This is a genomic window from Mucilaginibacter ginsenosidivorax (assembly GCF_007971525.1).
In the GTDB taxonomy this organism is placed as follows: Bacteria; Bacteroidota; Bacteroidia; order Sphingobacteriales; family Sphingobacteriaceae; genus Mucilaginibacter; species Mucilaginibacter ginsenosidivorax.
Map to the genome: position 1 here is coordinate 6,119,585 of NZ_CP042437.1, position 16,123 is coordinate 6,135,707.

General features: G+C 45.7%; 15 protein-coding genes. 8 read left to right on the forward strand and 7 right to left on the reverse strand.

Translation table 11 applies throughout. The features are described 5' to 3' along the window. Positions 1 to 23 precede the first annotated feature (23 nt). The gene (locus FSB76_RS25590) at positions 24 to 272 is read left to right on the forward strand and encodes a hypothetical protein (RefSeq protein ID WP_147058490.1); all 249 of its coding nucleotides are present in this window, start codon (positions 24 to 26) and stop codon (positions 270 to 272) included. A gap of 564 nt (positions 273 to 836) precedes the next feature. Then, the gene (locus FSB76_RS25595; RefSeq protein ID WP_090653004.1) at positions 837 to 1,358 is read left to right on the forward strand and encodes a tetratricopeptide repeat protein; all 522 of its coding nucleotides are present in this window, start codon (positions 837 to 839) and stop codon (positions 1,356 to 1,358) included. A gap of 228 nt (positions 1,359 to 1,586) precedes the next feature. Here the strand turns inward: FSB76_RS25595 and FSB76_RS25600 are convergent, their stop codons facing one another. Beyond that, on the reverse strand, positions 1,587 to 2,039 hold the full coding sequence (locus FSB76_RS25600; protein ID WP_225976307.1) for a c-type cytochrome: 453 nt from the start codon (positions 2,037 to 2,039) through the stop codon (positions 1,587 to 1,589). Further along, on the reverse strand, positions 2,039 to 3,346 hold the full coding sequence (locus FSB76_RS25605) for a PQQ-dependent sugar dehydrogenase (RefSeq protein WP_225976308.1): 1,308 nt from the start codon (positions 3,344 to 3,346) through the stop codon (positions 2,039 to 2,041). Before FSB76_RS25605 ends, FSB76_RS25600 begins: the two co-directional genes overlap by 1 nt. A gap of 561 nt (positions 3,347 to 3,907) precedes the next feature. Here FSB76_RS25605 and FSB76_RS25610 point away from each other — a divergent pair. The 3 genes from FSB76_RS25610 (at position 3,908) to FSB76_RS25620 (ending at position 6,733) form a co-directional block, all read left to right on the forward strand. Then, on the forward strand, positions 3,908 to 4,138 hold the full coding sequence (locus FSB76_RS25610) for a hypothetical protein (protein WP_147058493.1): 231 nt from the start codon (positions 3,908 to 3,910) through the stop codon (positions 4,136 to 4,138). 309 nt (positions 4,139 to 4,447) lie between these two features. Next, positions 4,448 to 5,248: a hypothetical protein gene (locus tag FSB76_RS25615; protein WP_147058495.1), complete on the forward strand. Its 801-nt coding sequence runs from the start codon at positions 4,448 to 4,450 to the stop codon at positions 5,246 to 5,248. A gap of 204 nt (positions 5,249 to 5,452) precedes the next feature. After that, positions 5,453 to 6,733 (forward strand): serine hydrolase domain-containing protein, encoded by a 1,281-nt coding sequence (locus tag FSB76_RS25620; RefSeq protein ID WP_147058497.1) that lies wholly within the window; start codon positions 5,453 to 5,455, stop codon positions 6,731 to 6,733. 290 nt (positions 6,734 to 7,023) lie between these two features. On the opposite strand, the gene FSB76_RS25625 is transcribed toward FSB76_RS25620, so the two are convergent. The 4 genes from FSB76_RS25625 to FSB76_RS25640 form a co-directional block, all read right to left on the reverse strand. Then, on the reverse strand, positions 7,024 to 7,728 hold the full coding sequence (locus FSB76_RS25625) for an arylesterase (protein WP_147058499.1): 705 nt from the start codon (positions 7,726 to 7,728) through the stop codon (positions 7,024 to 7,026). 18 nt (positions 7,729 to 7,746) lie between these two features. Continuing rightward, entirely contained in the window at positions 7,747 to 10,305 is a 2,559-nt protein-coding gene (locus FSB76_RS25630; protein WP_225976309.1) for an ABC transporter permease, read from the reverse strand. 3 nt (positions 10,306 to 10,308) lie between these two features. Next, positions 10,309 to 10,998, reverse strand: coding sequence for an ABC transporter ATP-binding protein (locus FSB76_RS25635; protein WP_147058501.1), 690 nt, complete (start codon positions 10,996 to 10,998; stop codon positions 10,309 to 10,311). A 262-nt stretch (positions 10,999 to 11,260) separates the two neighbouring features. After that, entirely contained in the window at positions 11,261 to 12,115 is an 855-nt protein-coding gene (locus FSB76_RS25640; protein ID WP_147058503.1) for a cupin-like domain-containing protein, read from the reverse strand. A 398-nt stretch (positions 12,116 to 12,513) separates the two neighbouring features. Between FSB76_RS25640 and FSB76_RS25645 the strand changes: the two genes are divergently transcribed. Beyond that, positions 12,514 to 13,395: a glycosyltransferase family protein gene (locus tag FSB76_RS25645; protein ID WP_147058505.1), complete on the forward strand. Its 882-nt coding sequence runs from the start codon at positions 12,514 to 12,516 to the stop codon at positions 13,393 to 13,395. Between the two features lie 399 nt (positions 13,396 to 13,794). On the opposite strand, the gene FSB76_RS25650 is transcribed toward FSB76_RS25645, so the two are convergent. Continuing rightward, positions 13,795 to 15,009, reverse strand: a complete 1,215-nt coding sequence (locus FSB76_RS25650; RefSeq protein WP_147058507.1) for a BaiN/RdsA family NAD(P)/FAD-dependent oxidoreductase — start codon at positions 15,007 to 15,009, stop codon at positions 13,795 to 13,797. Here FSB76_RS25650 and FSB76_RS25655 point away from each other — a divergent pair. Together FSB76_RS25655 and FSB76_RS25660 are read left to right on the forward strand one after the other, a co-directional pair. Continuing rightward, positions 15,008 to 15,619, forward strand: a complete 612-nt coding sequence (locus FSB76_RS25655; RefSeq protein ID WP_147058509.1) for an NADH-quinone oxidoreductase subunit A — start codon at positions 15,008 to 15,010, stop codon at positions 15,617 to 15,619. The genes FSB76_RS25650 and FSB76_RS25655 overlap by 2 nt on opposite strands. After that, a complete protein-coding gene (locus tag FSB76_RS25660; protein WP_090653327.1) occupies positions 15,612 to 16,094 on the forward strand; it encodes an NADH-quinone oxidoreductase subunit B in 483 nt (160 codons plus the stop codon). Before FSB76_RS25655 ends, FSB76_RS25660 begins: the two co-directional genes overlap by 8 nt. Positions 16,095 to 16,123: the final 29 nt, after the last annotated feature.

Here is a 16,123-nt window from a genome sequence, read left to right on the forward strand (position 1 = left end):
GTAATTGTAATGGTATTAGTACCATGAAAAACAATAATTTTGAAAATATATTCGACGCCTACCAGTTGGTAGCCGGCGCAAAAATAAAAGGAAAACAACAAGACGAAATTTTCGAGCTTGGAACCTACGATGCCCTTAAACGTGGCTATACCCTTTACCCGCTTGATCACGGCGTTAGATACGACGATTTTAGCGTACTGGTATCTGAAAGGGAATTGAAAAACAATTTTATGATTGAAGCAGGTAGAGGGAATACGGCTATTGCGGCGTAGTTATCTTAAAGTCATTATTCACTTTGATGGATTTTTCACACTAAGTGGTTAAAACCGGGCCTGGAAGTAGCAGATGTCATGGTATTGATCTTATCATGATGTGTTTGTGTTCAAATAAACCTCGGCTTTGAACGCTGGCCACGACTCACCCCGGCTACGCTGCGCTGGCCGACCCTCTCTCCGGCTGCGCCGCAAAGAGGGTTGAAAAAAAAAATTTCGCCCCTCTATGCGGCGCAGTCGGAGAGAGGGGCAGACGGGCGAAGCCTCGTCGGGGTGAGTCGTCGCCGCCATTCCATCTGCATTTTCCTTCTCTATACCCCATTTTGCAAATTGCCACATTAATTGTAAATTTGTAAAAAAATAAATGATGCTGTTTAAAAATTCATTCTGTAAAACTATAATGTGGCCCATGGTGTCGCAGCAGAAGGGTTATGCATCAATCATACGCTTCTCCACCCCGGTATAGCGGCAATACTTTTTATACCGACAGATTTTTATTACACATCATTATTTATTACAACAAGTGCTGAATGTTAGCACACTTTTTATACAACAAAAAAATTTATGGACACTTATTATACTATCGAAGAAAAGTATTTGCAGGCCGTGGATAAACTCTCTTATGGTAAAACTACCAAAGGGCTTAAATTACTGAACGAAATTATCAGCAACGATCCTTTATACGCGCGTGCCCATCATCAACTGGGTATGTTATACTATTACGAAGTAAAAGATTACCAAACCGCGGGCTACCATTTTAAAACCTGTATGGAGCTGGAACCTTCATTTCCGGATAACTATACACATTATCTTGATTTGCTTGTGTTTTTGAATATGGAAAAACTGGTAAACAATGTATCTGTTAAAGCCCTGAATACACCCGGAGTTGATACCGCCGAAGTTTACAGCCTGCTTGGCCTGTTCCACGAAAAAAGCAAAGACTGGACAAAAGCCTTAATTAACTATCAAAAAGCCTTTATGGAAGTAACAGACCATAACGATAAAATTGATATTGAGCAAAGCATTAAACGCATCCGCTCAAAAATGAAGCATACGTTGGCTTATACCTACCAGATAACGGAGTAAGGAGAAAGGTTAAAGGCGAAAGGCAAAAGGTCAAAGACCCAAGGTCCGACATAGAAGGACAAAAGCAAAAGAGGCTGTATCATAAATCATGATAAGCCTCTTTTTTGTATGATTTATTCGGGTACCTAATGGAGTCTATTTTAGTACAGGCGATTCTCAGAGGGGTATTTTGATTTATGATACGGCCTCTTTTTTAACCCTTTTCAGTTTTTAACTTTCACCTTTCACCTATTTCGCTGCCCTCACTGCCTTTACCTGCGCCGCGCTTACTGCCGATGCTTTGTTGCCAAAACTATTCCTGATGTAGGTGAGCAAATCGGCAATTTCCTGGTCTTTTAAAAAGTCATGAGCTGCCATGGTGTTGGAGTAGCGCTGGCCATTGATATCTACATCGTCGCTAAAACCGTTTAATATTATTTTAATCAGTTTGACTTTATCGCCCAAAACAAAAGTGGTTTTGGCCAGGGGCGGGTTCATGCTGGGTATCCCCATACCATCTGCCTGGTGGCATGCGGCACAGTTTTCGGCAAATATTGGGGCGCCGGCTGCCATGGATGCCTTTAGTGCAGCCGATGATTGTTTGCCAGCGGCCTTGTGCTTTTTGGTTTGTGCCTGTAACGCGGTAATGGTAAAAAATGTTATTAACGGTATGAGTACGAGGGCTTTTTTTAAGTCCATCATTATTTTTTATACGTTATTTTGTAAATGGTTCCCTGGTTATCGTCGGTTACATAAAGTGAGCCATCTGGTCCCTGCGCCAATCCGCATGGGCGATGTTCGGCACTACCTTTGGCTGCTTTTTCGGCACTTCCTGCAAAATTGTCTGCAAAAACCTCGTATGCACCGCTTGGCTTGCCATCTTTAAAAGGCTGAAAAACCACAAAATAACCTGCCTGCGGTTCTGGTGCACGGTTCCACGAACCATGAAAAGCGATGAAAGCGCCGTTTTTATACTTTTCGGGGAATTGGCTTCCGGTGTAAAACAACAAGCCGTTAGGTGCTAGGTGGCCCGGAAATGCAGCAGCCGGATTTATGGCCGTTTCGCCTCCTTCTTTTTTGCCATCACCGCCGTACTCGGGCATTAATATCTTTTTGTTTTGCTGCCAGTCGTAATACATATATGGCCAGCCGGCGTTATCGCCTTTTTTTATGGCGTACATACACTCGGCAGGCAAATCTGCCGACTGCTTGGTTGTAAAATATTCCGGGAACAGATCATGAAGCTGGTCGCGGCCATGCTGCATTACAAAAAGCTGGTTGTTTTGCTGGTTCCAGTCCATCCCAACCACATTGCGTAAACCGGTGGCGTAACGGATGCCATCGCCATAGTGCTGGTTAAGCTTATCGGCTTTAAACTGCCAGATGCCACCTGCCGAATCTAAAATAGGGCAGCCTTTTTGGCCGGGCGAACCTTTTTTTCTATCATCTACCTGGCAGGCGTTGGAGTACGCGCCAATGTTAACATACAGGTTGCCATCGTTATCAAGCGTTATGGCTTTAGCTTCGTGCTCATTGCGGCTTAACAGGCCGGTCACAATTTTTTCAGGCTGATCTGGGTTTATTACTTCGCTCTTGTCATTCAGCTTATAACGGAAAACTTCCTGGTCGGACGATGCATACAGGTAGCCGTTTTTTACAAAGGCGCCCGTGCCTTTATAATCGCCAAAGCTTGTTTTTAAAGTGGCTTTGTCGCCATCCTGTGTTAAATACAAAATGGTTTTGCCATCTTTTATGGTGTTAAGCTTTACGTAAATGTTGTTTTGCGGCGTAATGGCTATTTCCCTGGTGCCGCCCAGTTTTTCGGCAATTGCGGCTGCGCTGAAACCTGCCGGAAGCTTAAGCCCGGCATTTGCCGCAGTTGTAGTTGTGCCGGTAGTATCGCTACCTTTTTTATTATCGGGGTTGCCGCTTTTGCAACTGTTAAACAGTATAGCGCCGGCAATTGCTGCTGCAGGCAGCATTGTCCATACGATGTTTCTTTTTTTCATGGCTTCTGATTGATTATCAAATTAAATAAATATACAGGGAATCCCGAAATCTGATTTGTAGTAATTGTATGACAATTAGGATTGTTGGGGAATATTAAACTGCTGTCTAAAAATGGTTTATTAATGTTTTATACTTCTAATGAAGCATATATCCACGCGAGGGGTAAAATGGGGAATGGCGCATATCGCATGGCGGCTACGACTCACCCCGCCAGGCTACGCCGGCGACCCTCTCTTCGGCTTCGCCGGAAAGAGGGTTTTGGAATTTATGTTGAATAAATACTTGATTATGAAATAATTAAATTAAAAAACCCTCTTTCCGCCGCAGGTGAAGAGAGGGTGGTCGGGCGTAGCCTCGACCGGGTGAGTCTTAGCCGGCGTTCAAGCGAACGTTTATGTAAATGCCAATACGTCATGGGTAGGTACGAAGCAGTAACGATCTATTTTGTTTTTAAACAATCTCTTAAATTGCTGATATTCATTCACAACTCTTGCTTCTACCTATCAAAAATTATTGCCCAATAATATCTGCTCGATTTGTTTTTTTGTAAATTCGTTGTGATGATACGGAGAATATTAAAATCCAACAAGAATTGGCTGACACTCGAATTGCCGGATGACCTGGTTGGCAAAATGATTGAAGTTATCGCACTTTCTGTAGAAAACGCGGCTGTAGAAGACCCCACCTCAAAGGAAATCAGAATTACTACTTTTAAAGATAAAGTAAGAAACTTTACTTTTAATAGCGGGGGATACAAATTCGATCGTGATGAGGCAAATGATTATCAGTGACATTGCCGTTGATACTAATATTCTTCTTCATGCTTTATTTTGGCACATTTACAAAGGTTGCAAACCTCTATTTAGTGCTCCACCTATAACTAATAGGCTTACCCGCTCCCGGCATTCCTCTATTGTACGTAAAAATTACGTAGCCAATTAACTTCCGGCTACCGTGCACAATTCCCGCCAAATTAAATTTCCCACAATCGATACCGGCAGCAAATTAAGTACTGATTTATAGCAGTTGTAACATATATAGCAACAATGGATTAAACCATTGCCATTGCAGGTGGTCATAGCTGTATAAAATTTAACAAAATGAAAAAGTTAATCATAGTATCAGCAATAGCAATGAGTGGTTTTATAGCTAATAAAGCAAACGCTCAATTATCAATACATGTAGGTTTTAATGTTCCTGTTCACCGTGTTTATGTACCAAGCCCTCCGCCTGTTGTGGTTGAAGAACAGCCTGTATATAACGACGATAACGCCCAGGTAAACTATAACGATGATAGTGATGATTATTACTATTTACCTGAAGTAGAGGCATATTATAGCGTGCCAAACCACTGTTATTACTACAATAATGGCAGCAATTGGGTAACCTGCGCTTACTTACCCGGCGCTTACCGTAATTACGACTGGCGTACAGCTGTAAGGTACGAGGTACATGGTAACCGCCCTTATATGCACCATGATTTTTATAGACAAAGGTGGGGTGGTTATGCAGGCGACCGCGGCAACTGGGGCCATCGCTTTGAAAGAAGGTACGATGGAGGATATGCTTATCAGGGCCGCGATAACAGGTTTAACAACCGTGGATGGGACAACGTAAGAGATAACAACCGTGACCGTGGCAACTGGGGTGGCAGACCAGACAACAACCGCGGAAACTGGGGCGGCAGGCCGGATAATGGAGGCGACCGGGGCAACTGGGGCGGCAACCAAAACCACGGTAACTGGGGCGGACAGTCAAACGGCGGCGGCCAGGATCACGGCAATCAAAATCAGGGTGGTGGTCATGACCACGGATACAACGGCGGTGGCCAGGATCATGGAAACCGTGGCGGCGGCCGCGAATTTGCCGGAAACCGCGGTGGGTTTGGTGTAAGGCAATAAGCTTTCTGCTGATATCAGATAATACAATTCATCTCCCATATATAAATGAAAAGGCTGCCTTTGCGGGCGGCTTTTTTTATGCCATGTGCCGGGATATGCAGGTGATACATACCAACTAAAAGGTAGGAGCCTGTTTGGCCGTACAGTTCTTTTTATTAAGTAAAAAATCCTACTTTGTATCCAAATTATAAACCTCTCCCTGGGATGAAAAAAATAGTTGCGTTACTTCTGTTTGTTGCATTTGCTATAGGTGCCCTTGCGCAGGGTAATACTTTACAGGCTGGTACACCGGCCAATGAAAAATTTTCTGCCGAACGTTTGCAGCGCATTGATAACATGATTGAACAAACCATCGATTCGGGCTATATCAATGGAGCGGTTGGGCTGATAGCCCGCAATGGCAAAATGGTTTATTATAAATCATTCGGCATGGCCGATGTTGAACAAAAAAAATTGATGAATAACGATGCTATCTTTCGCATAGCGTCGCAAACCAAAGCTATTACCAGTGTAGCTGTTATGATGCTGTTTGAAGAAGGTAAGTTTCTGCTGGACGATCCCATCTCCAAATACCTGCCGGCGTTTGCTCATCCAAAGGTAATAGATACCTTCAACCCTAAAGATACCACTTATACCACTGTCACTGCCAAAAGGGAGATAACCATTCGCGATTTACTTACCCATACTTCGGGCATAGCCTATGCCCAGATCGGCTCGCCTACGATGAATGCAGTTTATGCCAAAGCCCACATTCCGGCCGGCTTTGTTACAGATAAAATACTACTGGCCGATGCCATGAAAAAGCTGGGCCCGCTACCCTTGGAGCACCAGCCGGGCGAACGCTGGACTTACGGCCTTAACATAGATGTTTTAGGCTACCTGGTTGAAAAACTATCGGGCAAAAGCTTAGACCAGTTTATGAAAGAACGCATTTTTGATCCCCTTGGGATGAAGGATACCTATTTTTATATCCCCACCGCCAAACAAAACCGACTGGTAGCCGTGTATACTCCCGATAAAAAAGACCATCTTATTAAATGGAATGCATCTACTTTTGACGGCCTTAGCGCCGATTACCCCACTGTTAACGGTACCTATTATGCGGGTGGCGCCGGTTTAACATCCACAATTAAAGATTATGCCACTTTTTTGCAAATGATGCTGAATGGCGGGGTTTATAACGGCCAGCGTTTATTAGCACGACACACTGTTGAACTCATGACCACCAACCAGATTGGCGACCTGTACATCAACCCCAATAAAGAGAAATTTGGCCTGGGTTTTGGCCTTACAACCGACATAAGTTCAAAAAAGCTGGGTATAAGCGAAGGCTCATTTGCCTGGGGCGGTTTTTTTGGCACCCTGTATTGGGTTGATCCGAAAGAACACCTGGTATGCCTGTTATTTGTTCAGAACTGGCCATTGCCGCACAACGCTTTCCAGGATAAATTCAGGGCTATGGTTTACCAGGCGCTTACGGATTGAGTTTTTGAAATAATTGGAAATTGGAAGATTTTTATTCCCTCCCAACGGGAGCTACTGTGTGTACACATCTCTCTAAGTAAAGAAAATTGTCATTTCGATAGAGCATGCGTGGGGTTGTGCGGGAGAGCGAAAGAGAAATCTTATATGCCTTGCATTCACAACTGGCTTTTCGAAGTGCATTGCGTATAAGATTTCTCCTCGTACCTCGTTCGAAATGACAAAATTGTTGTTGTGTAATAGAAAGTCAATACACAAGAAACACTGAGAGAAATTCGGTACTTACGAAAGTATTAATATGTCCCCTTAGGATTATCCAACTCACCCTTCAAAACCTCCCAAACATTCCCGGCAACAATTTTGGCGCCTTTTTCGGTTGGGTGGATGCCATCGCCCTGGTTAAGGTCGGGGTGGCCGCCTACGCCTTGTAACAGGAATGGCACCAGGGCCATTTTATTTTTGGTGGCCAGTGCAGGGAACACCGCCTTAAACTTGTTTACATAATCGGCACCCATATTTGGCGGCACCTGCATGCCCAGCATGACCAGTTTGGCGGCCGGGTATTTTGCTTTTACCTTATCAATAATAGATTGCAGGTTTTTGGTGGTTTCGGTAGGCGATATGCCGCGCAGGCCATCGTTTGCCCCTAATTCCAGTATAAATATATCAACCTTTTGTTTCAAGGTCCAGTCTATCCGGCCGTTACCTCCGGCAGATGTTTCGCCGCTTACCCCGGCGTTAATCACTTTGTAGGGCAGTTTCAGCGAATCTATTTTTTTTGCGATAACACCGGGAAAAGCATTTGCCGGGTCATCTAACCCATAGCCTGCTGTCAAACTATCGCCAAAAAATAAAATAGTTTGAACCTGCGCCGATGCAGCAGTTTTAGCAGCAGTATCTGCCGGTGCTGATGCATTGGAGTTTGATTTATCGCCACTGCCGCAACTTGCCAAAGCAAATGTGGACACAAGTACAAAAAAGATTTTTACTCTATTCATAAAACTAATACAACGCGGTTAAGCGTTTGTTCTTAATATCTCTAAAGGCGGTTTGTTCAACACGCCCCGGCTGTTTAACAAGCCAATAATTACCGTTAACAAAGCGATGATGAAAAATAAAATCAACGCAGGCACAAAGCTAACCGAATAGGGCATCTCGAAACTATATTTTGCTAAAAACCATGTACCTGCCACGGCTATCAAAATACCTGTTAAGGCTGATAAGCTGCCTAAAAATAAGTATTCTAAAGCTGTTATAGCTAATATTTGTTTACGGCTGGCCCCCAGTGTTCTAAGCAAAACGCTTTCCTGTATGCGCTGGTATTTGCTGATGCGTACCGAAGCAATGAGTACTACAATGCCCGTAATGATGCTGAAGGCGCTCATAAAACGGATTACATAACTGATTTTGCTTAACAATTCGTCAAGGATGCTTAACAACAACCCCAGGTCGATAATGGATATGTTGGGGAATTGCCTTACTACCGCTTGTTGAAAAGCCGCCGATACTTTGCTTGACGGCACATGCGTCATCAACACCTGGAATTGCGGTGCATCTTCCAGCACGCCGGTAGGGAAAACCACCTGGAAATTGGTTTGCACTTTGCCCCAGTTAACTTTACGCACACTGGCTACATAAGCAGGCATCGGTACCCCCTGAACGTTAAATACCAATTTATCGCCAATTTTAAGGTGGGCGCGTTTTTGCAGGTTTTCTTCTACCGATACCGGGATGTCTTTCCCTGCTTCGGCCTTGCCTATCCATTTGCCATCAAGCAGTTTCTCTGATGATGAAAGCGTATCCCTGAAGGTTACCCTATATTCCCAGGCAAACACGCCATGGGGGATTTTGATGGTGGTATCTTTAATTACATCGGCGGCAGTTTTGCCGTTTATCTGCTCTAACCTCACGGTTACTATGGGTACCTGTTGCAAAACCGGCAACCCGTTTTTGCGGGTTACATTGGCCACGGCATCCTTCTGGCTTTTTTGGATATCAAACAAAATCATGTTGGATTGATTGCCGCTGCTGGATAAATTTACCTGGCTAATGAGGATACTCTGGATAAAAAACAGCGTACAAATAAAGGTAGTACTTAGCCCGATAGAAACCATAAGGATTAAAGTCTGGTTGTTTGGCCGGTATAAATTGGCAAAGCCCTGGCGCCATAAATAGCTCCAGCCGCTGTTGATAAGCAGTTTCATCACGCGCATCAGCAACCAGGCCACGGCGGCCAGTATCATAAAGGCTACTAAAATACCGATAGTGAAAAAGATGCTGCCTATCCAACTATCCAATTGCAAATAAGTAAAGCCTAAAACAAACACGATGATGAGTAAGTAAACCAGCCAGCTTAAAGGGTCGCGTTTGCGGCCTGCCTCGTCAAATGACATGCGCAGCGTGTTTAACGGTGATATATTACGCACCGATATCAGCGGCAGTAGCGCAAACAAGATCGATATAATTACCCCCAATAAAATACCCTGACCAATGGCCAGCCACGATATCTCAACAGAAATAGTGAAAGGCAAAAAGTCTTTAAAAACCAGCGGCAGCAAATGCTGTATGGCCGTACCCAAAGCCGCGCCCGCAATGGAGCCTATGAGCCCGATACCTACTATCTGGATCAGGTAAATCAAAAACGCCTCGGATGCTTTAACACCCAAACAACGCATAATGGCTATGGAGGCTATCTTTTCTCGCACATAAATATGAATGGCGCTGGCTACACCCACACAGCCCAATAACAGGGCTATAAAACCAACCAGCGATAAAAACCTGCCCAGATCGCCAAAGGCCCTGCCGGTGTTTTCCTTGCGGGTTTCAATGGTATCGTAGTTCATACCATTTTTATCCAATATGGGGTCCAGCTTTTTGGTCAGCTTTTCCATATCAACTTTATGGTCGTACTTGTAGTAAAAGGTATAGTTTACGCGGCTGCCTGTTTTCATGAGGCCGGTTTGCTCCAGGTATCGCATCGGGATGTACACCACCGGGGCTATCCCTGCCATGGCACCGCTTTGACCGGGAGCTTTGTCTAACGCCCCGGCTATCAGGAAATGTTCGGTGCCTATGCGTACCGAGTCGCCAACCTTGGCGCCAAATTGCAGCATCAGCGTTTTATCAACCAGCGCCATTTGGCCTTGCTTAAAGGAGGTGCCGGCAATCTCGGGCGTGGTTTCTATAGTGCCGTAATAAGGGTAATCGCCCTGCAAAGCCCTGATTTGTACCAGCCTGGTGCCTTTGCTTTTGGGAAAATAGGCCATCGATGCAAAACTCCGCTCGGTTGATCTTTTATCGCCCAGCGAGTCGAGCATTTTTTTCAGCTTAACATCTGCGGGCTTATTACCCGATATCAGCAAATCGGCACCGATGAGGCTTGCAGCCTGGCCATTTACGTCGTTTTGGACATTGTACCTGAACGAGTAGATAGCCACCAGCGCGGCAATACCAAATATGATGGCCGATATGAACAGGAACAACCTCGACCGGTTTTTCCTGCTATCGCGCAAGGCCATGTTAAATAGCCAGGCAACGTTTGTTTTTCGTTTATAATTAACCGGATTGGTGTCCATAACTTACCCGTTAATTGTTTTTTCGTCGGATACCAGCTTGCCGCCTTTTATCCTGATGATGCGTTGTGTTTTGGCGGCCAGGTCAAGGTCATGGGTTACTACAACCAGGGTAGTACCGGCCTCTTTGTTCAGATCGAAGATGAGTTTAATCACCTTTTCGCTGGTTTCGGCATCCAGGTTACCAGTTGGCTCATCAGCAAACAGGATCTTGGGCGCGTTTGAAAACGCCCGTGCCAGTGATACCCTTTGCTGCTCGCCGCCAGATAGCTGCGATGGGTAGTGATGCCCGCGGTCGGCAAGGCCAACTTTGTCCAGCAAATCAAGCGCACGCGCTTTAATATTTTTTTCGTTTCGTAACTCCAGCGGCACCATCACATTTTCTAAAGCGGTAAGCGTTGGCAGCAATTGAAAGTTTTGGAAAATAAAGCCCACATATTGGTTACGCACCTGCGCGCGCTGATCTTCGGTTAAATTGCCCAGGTTGATGCCATTTAGCGCTACCGATCCGGTGCTTGATCTATCCAGCCCGGCACACAGCCCCAGCAGGGTAGTTTTGCCGCTGCCCGATGGCCCGACAATGGCGTTGGTAGAGCCTTCGGTGATGGCGAAGTTGATATTATCAAGCACGGTGAGCGTACGCCCGGCGCTTTGGTATGTTTTACTGAGATCTTGAATATTAAGGATAGTTTCCAACGGATAATTTTTATGCTTTGATGATTTACCAACCAATTTGTTACCGCATCGGTTTGCATAAATATCCGTGAAATAGCCAGTTTATAGCTATAAGCCGCTGTTTTTTTTCATTTAATGACATAACCGTGTTTTAAGTCTAAAGTCCAGAGTTCTAAGTCTAAAGTATTTAGCCTAAAAAATCGAAATAAATACCGGCGACTAAACAATTTTAAGATAGCATTTCAGGCTTACAGCTAAAGACTTCCGACTTAGAACTTTCGACTTAAGACTTCCGACTTGACAACCCCTCACTAATCTTCGATGTTTGTGTAGCCACAGCGGCGTAGGCGTACATAGCAATCGCCTTCAGTTTGCTTTGGCGTTTTTTAAACGTCCATACATCCTGCATAAATTCCTTGTGGTTTTTGCTGTTGAGGGTGTCAAAGGCCACCGAAATGGTTGGCGTAAGCGAATAGGCCGTATGCCAGGTACCAAAAGGGATAAATAACGTTTCGCCAGGCCCGACTACAAAATTTATTGGAGTGGCATCTTTAAACAGCGGATGTTTTTCGTAATCGGGTTCAAATACGTTTACTTCCGAACGCCATGGATCATCGGGGCGGGGGTATAGTAAATGCTCCTGTCCGCGTGGGAAAACGGTAAAACGTTTTTGGCCGTACAGTTGAGTTATCCAGGCGTTTAAATGGTAATAATCTATGTGCATGTACGGAAACCTGCCGCCCGGGCCGCCAACAAACAATTCGGTAGCGCCGCCCCATTTGCCAATGCTGAACATTTTATTTTTTAACCAGTTTGGTGATGCGTAATTTAAATCCAGGGGATCTAAAAGCGGCATCAACTCCGGTATAGTTGCCGGGATATCAAATATAATAGGGTATACCGCGGGTTTTTCTTCGGTACTGGCTTCTACCATGTCCATAGCCTCCTTCATGGTAAGGATATTGCCACGTACATCCGTTTGTCTGTCGGGATAATTTTCCCTGAACCAATCGGGAGTGAACAGCCCATTAGCTTTCCAAACTTTGGCGGCATTTGTAAAAACCAGCGGAATGCCCGGTTTATAATGCTCTTCCATAAATTCTTCGTAGGTAATGTTGTCTCTTCTGATAATGTCCATGGTTTGTATTGGGGTTTATTGATACAATGCTAAGTAAAATATTTAACTATTTGATTGATATTTAAGCCGTACCGCGGGCCTTTTTTAGCTTTGTTTTCTACGAAAATATTTAAGGAGAGGTTATAATAAGCAATCGTTCGGTTTGAACGCTGGCTACGACTCACCCCGGCTACGCTGCGCTGGCCGACCCTCTCTCCGGCTTGCGCCGCAAAGAGGGTTTAGCTCATTTTTTTATTTTTTGGCCCCTCTATGCGACGCAGTCGGAGAGAGGGGCAGAACGAGCGTAGCGATGTTCGGGGTGAGTCGTCGCCGCCATACTATTAACCCAGTAATTTTACCACCAACAATTGGTGTAACCGTTACCAATCATTTATTAGCAAACGTTACCTTTGCCCCTAATGAAAGTATCCGGATTTACCTTTATCAGAAACGCGGTTAAAAACGATTATCCAATTGTGGAGGCCATCAACTCCATTTTGCCCCTTTGCGATGAGTTTATCGTAGCAGCCGGCAACTCTGATGATGGCACTCGCGAACTGATCGAGGCCATCGGATCGCCAAAAATCAAGATCATCGATACCATTTGGGACGATTCGCTGAAAGATGGCGGCCGGGTGTTCGCGGTAGAGACGGAGAAGGCCTTCGCGGCCATATCGCCGGATAGCGACTGGGCATTTTATATCCAGGGGGATGAGGCGGTACATGAGAAATATCATCCGTTGATAAAAAAGGAGATGGAGGATGCGCTTAACAAACCTAACATTGAAGGCCTGCTGTTTAAATACCTTCATTTTTACGGCTCCTATGATTACTACGGCGATTCGCGCAGGTGGTACCGCCGCGAGATCCGCCTGGTTAAAAACATCAAAGGCATACATGCCTACCGGGATGCGCAGGGTTTCCGCCTTAACGACCGGAAGATTAAAGTAAAGCTGATTGACGCTTACATTTACCACTACGGTTGGGCCAAACCTCCGCAGGGATTAAATAACAAAATCCGCAACTTCAACAAGTTTTACCACGACGATGCCTGGATGGAGCAAAACCTGCCCGAAACTTTTGAGTTTGACTACAGCAACGCCGATAAACTGGTCCGCTTTACCGGCACCCACCCCGCACCCATACAAAAACGCATTGCCGCCACCAACTGGAATATTGATTTCAGCACCAAAGAGTTGCGCAAAGCGATGACCTTTCGCCGTAAGTTTTTGCAGTTTGTAGAGAAGTATACCGGCTGGCGGATAGGAGAGTATAGGAATTATGAGATAGTGGAAAGGTAGAAGGAACATTTTCTGTCATCCTGAACGTAGTGAAGGATCTGTTATACGATATGCATATTCGCGAATAGATGCTTCGTACCTACTCTTGATGCATTGATTTTTACACAAACATTGGCTCTGAACGCTGGTTAAGACTCACCCGGCGAGGCTGCGCCCGCCACCCTCTCTTCGGCTTCGCCGGAAAGAGGGGCTCGAAAATTTACTATTTGTTTTTTTTATAACATTTTGATATTGAGCGTTCAAGCCCCTCTTTACACCGCAGGTGAAGAGAGGGTGGCGGGCGCAGCCTCGCCGGGTGAGTCTTAACCGCCATGCGATATAGGTCATTTTCGCTTCAGAATCCAGGGATTTATTGCTCCGCATAACAGGTGGGATTGGCGTATTTATTCCATTAACTACCTACAAATTCTGCGCTATCACAAACCCGCTGGCCCAGGCCCATTGAAAATTGTAGCCGCCAAGCCAGCCGGTTACATCAACGCATTCGCCGCCGAAGAACAGGCCGGGGACTTTTTTTGCTTCGAGGGTTTTGGATGATAGCTCGTCGGTTGATACGCCGCCGCGCATTACTTCGGCTTTGTCGTACCCTTTATCGCCGGCGGGTTTTACTTTAAAGCCGTGTATCAGCTGGCTAATATCTTCAATCTCGGTTTTGGTGAGCGATGCCAGGTTTTTCTCTACAGGCAACCTATCGCTTAATGCCTCGGCAAACTTGCGGGTGTATAGGCCGGCCAGGTAGGCCAGCAGCATTTTTTTGCCGTTGGTTTCTTTTTCTTGCTGAATCAGGTCGGCAATGTTTTGGTTGGGGAGCAGGTCGATGTAGATGGTTTCGCCGGGTTTCCAGTACGAGGAGATCTGCAATATGGCAGGTCCGCTTAGTCCCCAGTGGGTAAACAGTATGTTTTCTTCAAAGCTGATCCTGTCGTTCCAAACGCGGCAAAAAATACTGTTGCCGCTCAGCTGCTCAAACCAGGGCTGATCTTTGCCGGTAATGGTAAGCGGCACCAGGGCAGGGGCGGTATCGGCAATTTTTAAACCGAACTGCCGGGCGGTACGCAATCCAAAATCGGTAGCGCCCATTTTGGGGATAGGCAGGCCACCTGCGGCTATAACCACATTGGGCGCGCTTATAAATTCCTGTTTGCCATTAAGCTCGACCCGAACGGTAAAACCATCGTCAGTTTTTTCAACCATTTTTACGTCGGCATTGCACCAGATATCCTGTTCCATATCGGCACATAGGTTGGTGAACACTTCGACTATATCTTTAGCTTTATCACTTTCGGGGAATAGCTGGCCCAAAGTTTTTTCTTTACCGGTAATGCCATAGGTTTCAAAAAAACTGATGGTATCATCCACTGTCCATTGCGAAAAGGCTGATTTACAGAAGTGTGGATTTTGCGATATAAATTGCTGGTTGGTAGCGTACAGGTTGGTGTAATTACAGCGGCCGCCACCACTTATCAGTATCTTGGCACCTACACGGTCGGCCTTTTCCAGCACCAGCGTACGCTTGCCCAAAAAGCCGGCTTGCACCGCGCACATGAGGCCGCAGGCGCCGCCGCCAATAATTATTGCGTCAAAATCTGTTTGTTTTGTTAATTTTGTTGTCATGACCGAGGTTTCGCAAATATCAGAATTTGGAAAGATACTCATCTTTCTTATCACCGGGATAATAATGGTGTGCGTGATATTTTTTTTCAACCGGTTACTGGCTCCCAGTAACCCCAATTACGAGAAGCTAACTTCCTATGAATGTGGCGAAGAGCCTACCGGCAATGCCTGGCTGCCCTTCAATTCGCGTTTTTACGTTATCGCGTTAATATTTTTATTGTTCGATGTCGAGATGGTTTTTATATTCCCCTGGGCTACCGTTTTTGGCAACCACGAGCTGATTGCCGCCGATAACCGCTGGGGATGGTTCTCGCTGGCCGAAATGTTTATCTTTTTAGGCATCCTGGTATTAGGACTGGTTTACGTGTGGGCCAAAGGCGATTTGGAATGGATAAAAGCCAAACCAACCGTACCCACAACCGATGTAAACATCCCGCTATCGTTTTACGAGCAGCTGAACCTGGAGCAAGGCGAATTTGTTGTAAAACCATTTAGCATGACCAGTGAACCTGTTGCACCTGAGCCTGTTGTTGCCGAAGCACCTGCAGAGGCCGCCCCGGCGCGCAAGCCCATGTTTAAACCCACCTTTAAAAAGCCCACAAATGAGTAGCGATATAACCAGCGAAGACGGCGGTGTAGTGATCACCAAAATGAACGACCTGCTTAACTGGGCGCGTTTATCATCCCTATGGCCGTTAAGCTTCGGCATAGCCTGTTGCGCCATCGAGATGATGGGTTCCATGGCATCTACTTACGACCTTGACCGTTTTGGTGTGTTCCCCCGCCCATCAGCCCGCCAGGCTGATGTGATCATTATAGCAGGTACTGTTACCTTTAAAATGGCCGAACGCATCAAGCGCCTGTACGAGCAAATGCCCGAACCTAAATACGTGATTAGTATGGGCTCATGCTCCAACTGCGGCGGTCCGTACTGGCAGCACGGATACCACGTGGTAAAAGGCGTAGATAGGGTGATCCCCGTTGATGTATACGTACAAGGCTGCCCACCCCGCCCCGAGGCTTTGATTGGCGCTATTTTGGAATTGCAGAAGAAGATTGAAGGAGAGAGGTTGATAGGGGCGTAGAGGATAATTCATAGAGTTGTTCATGTGAA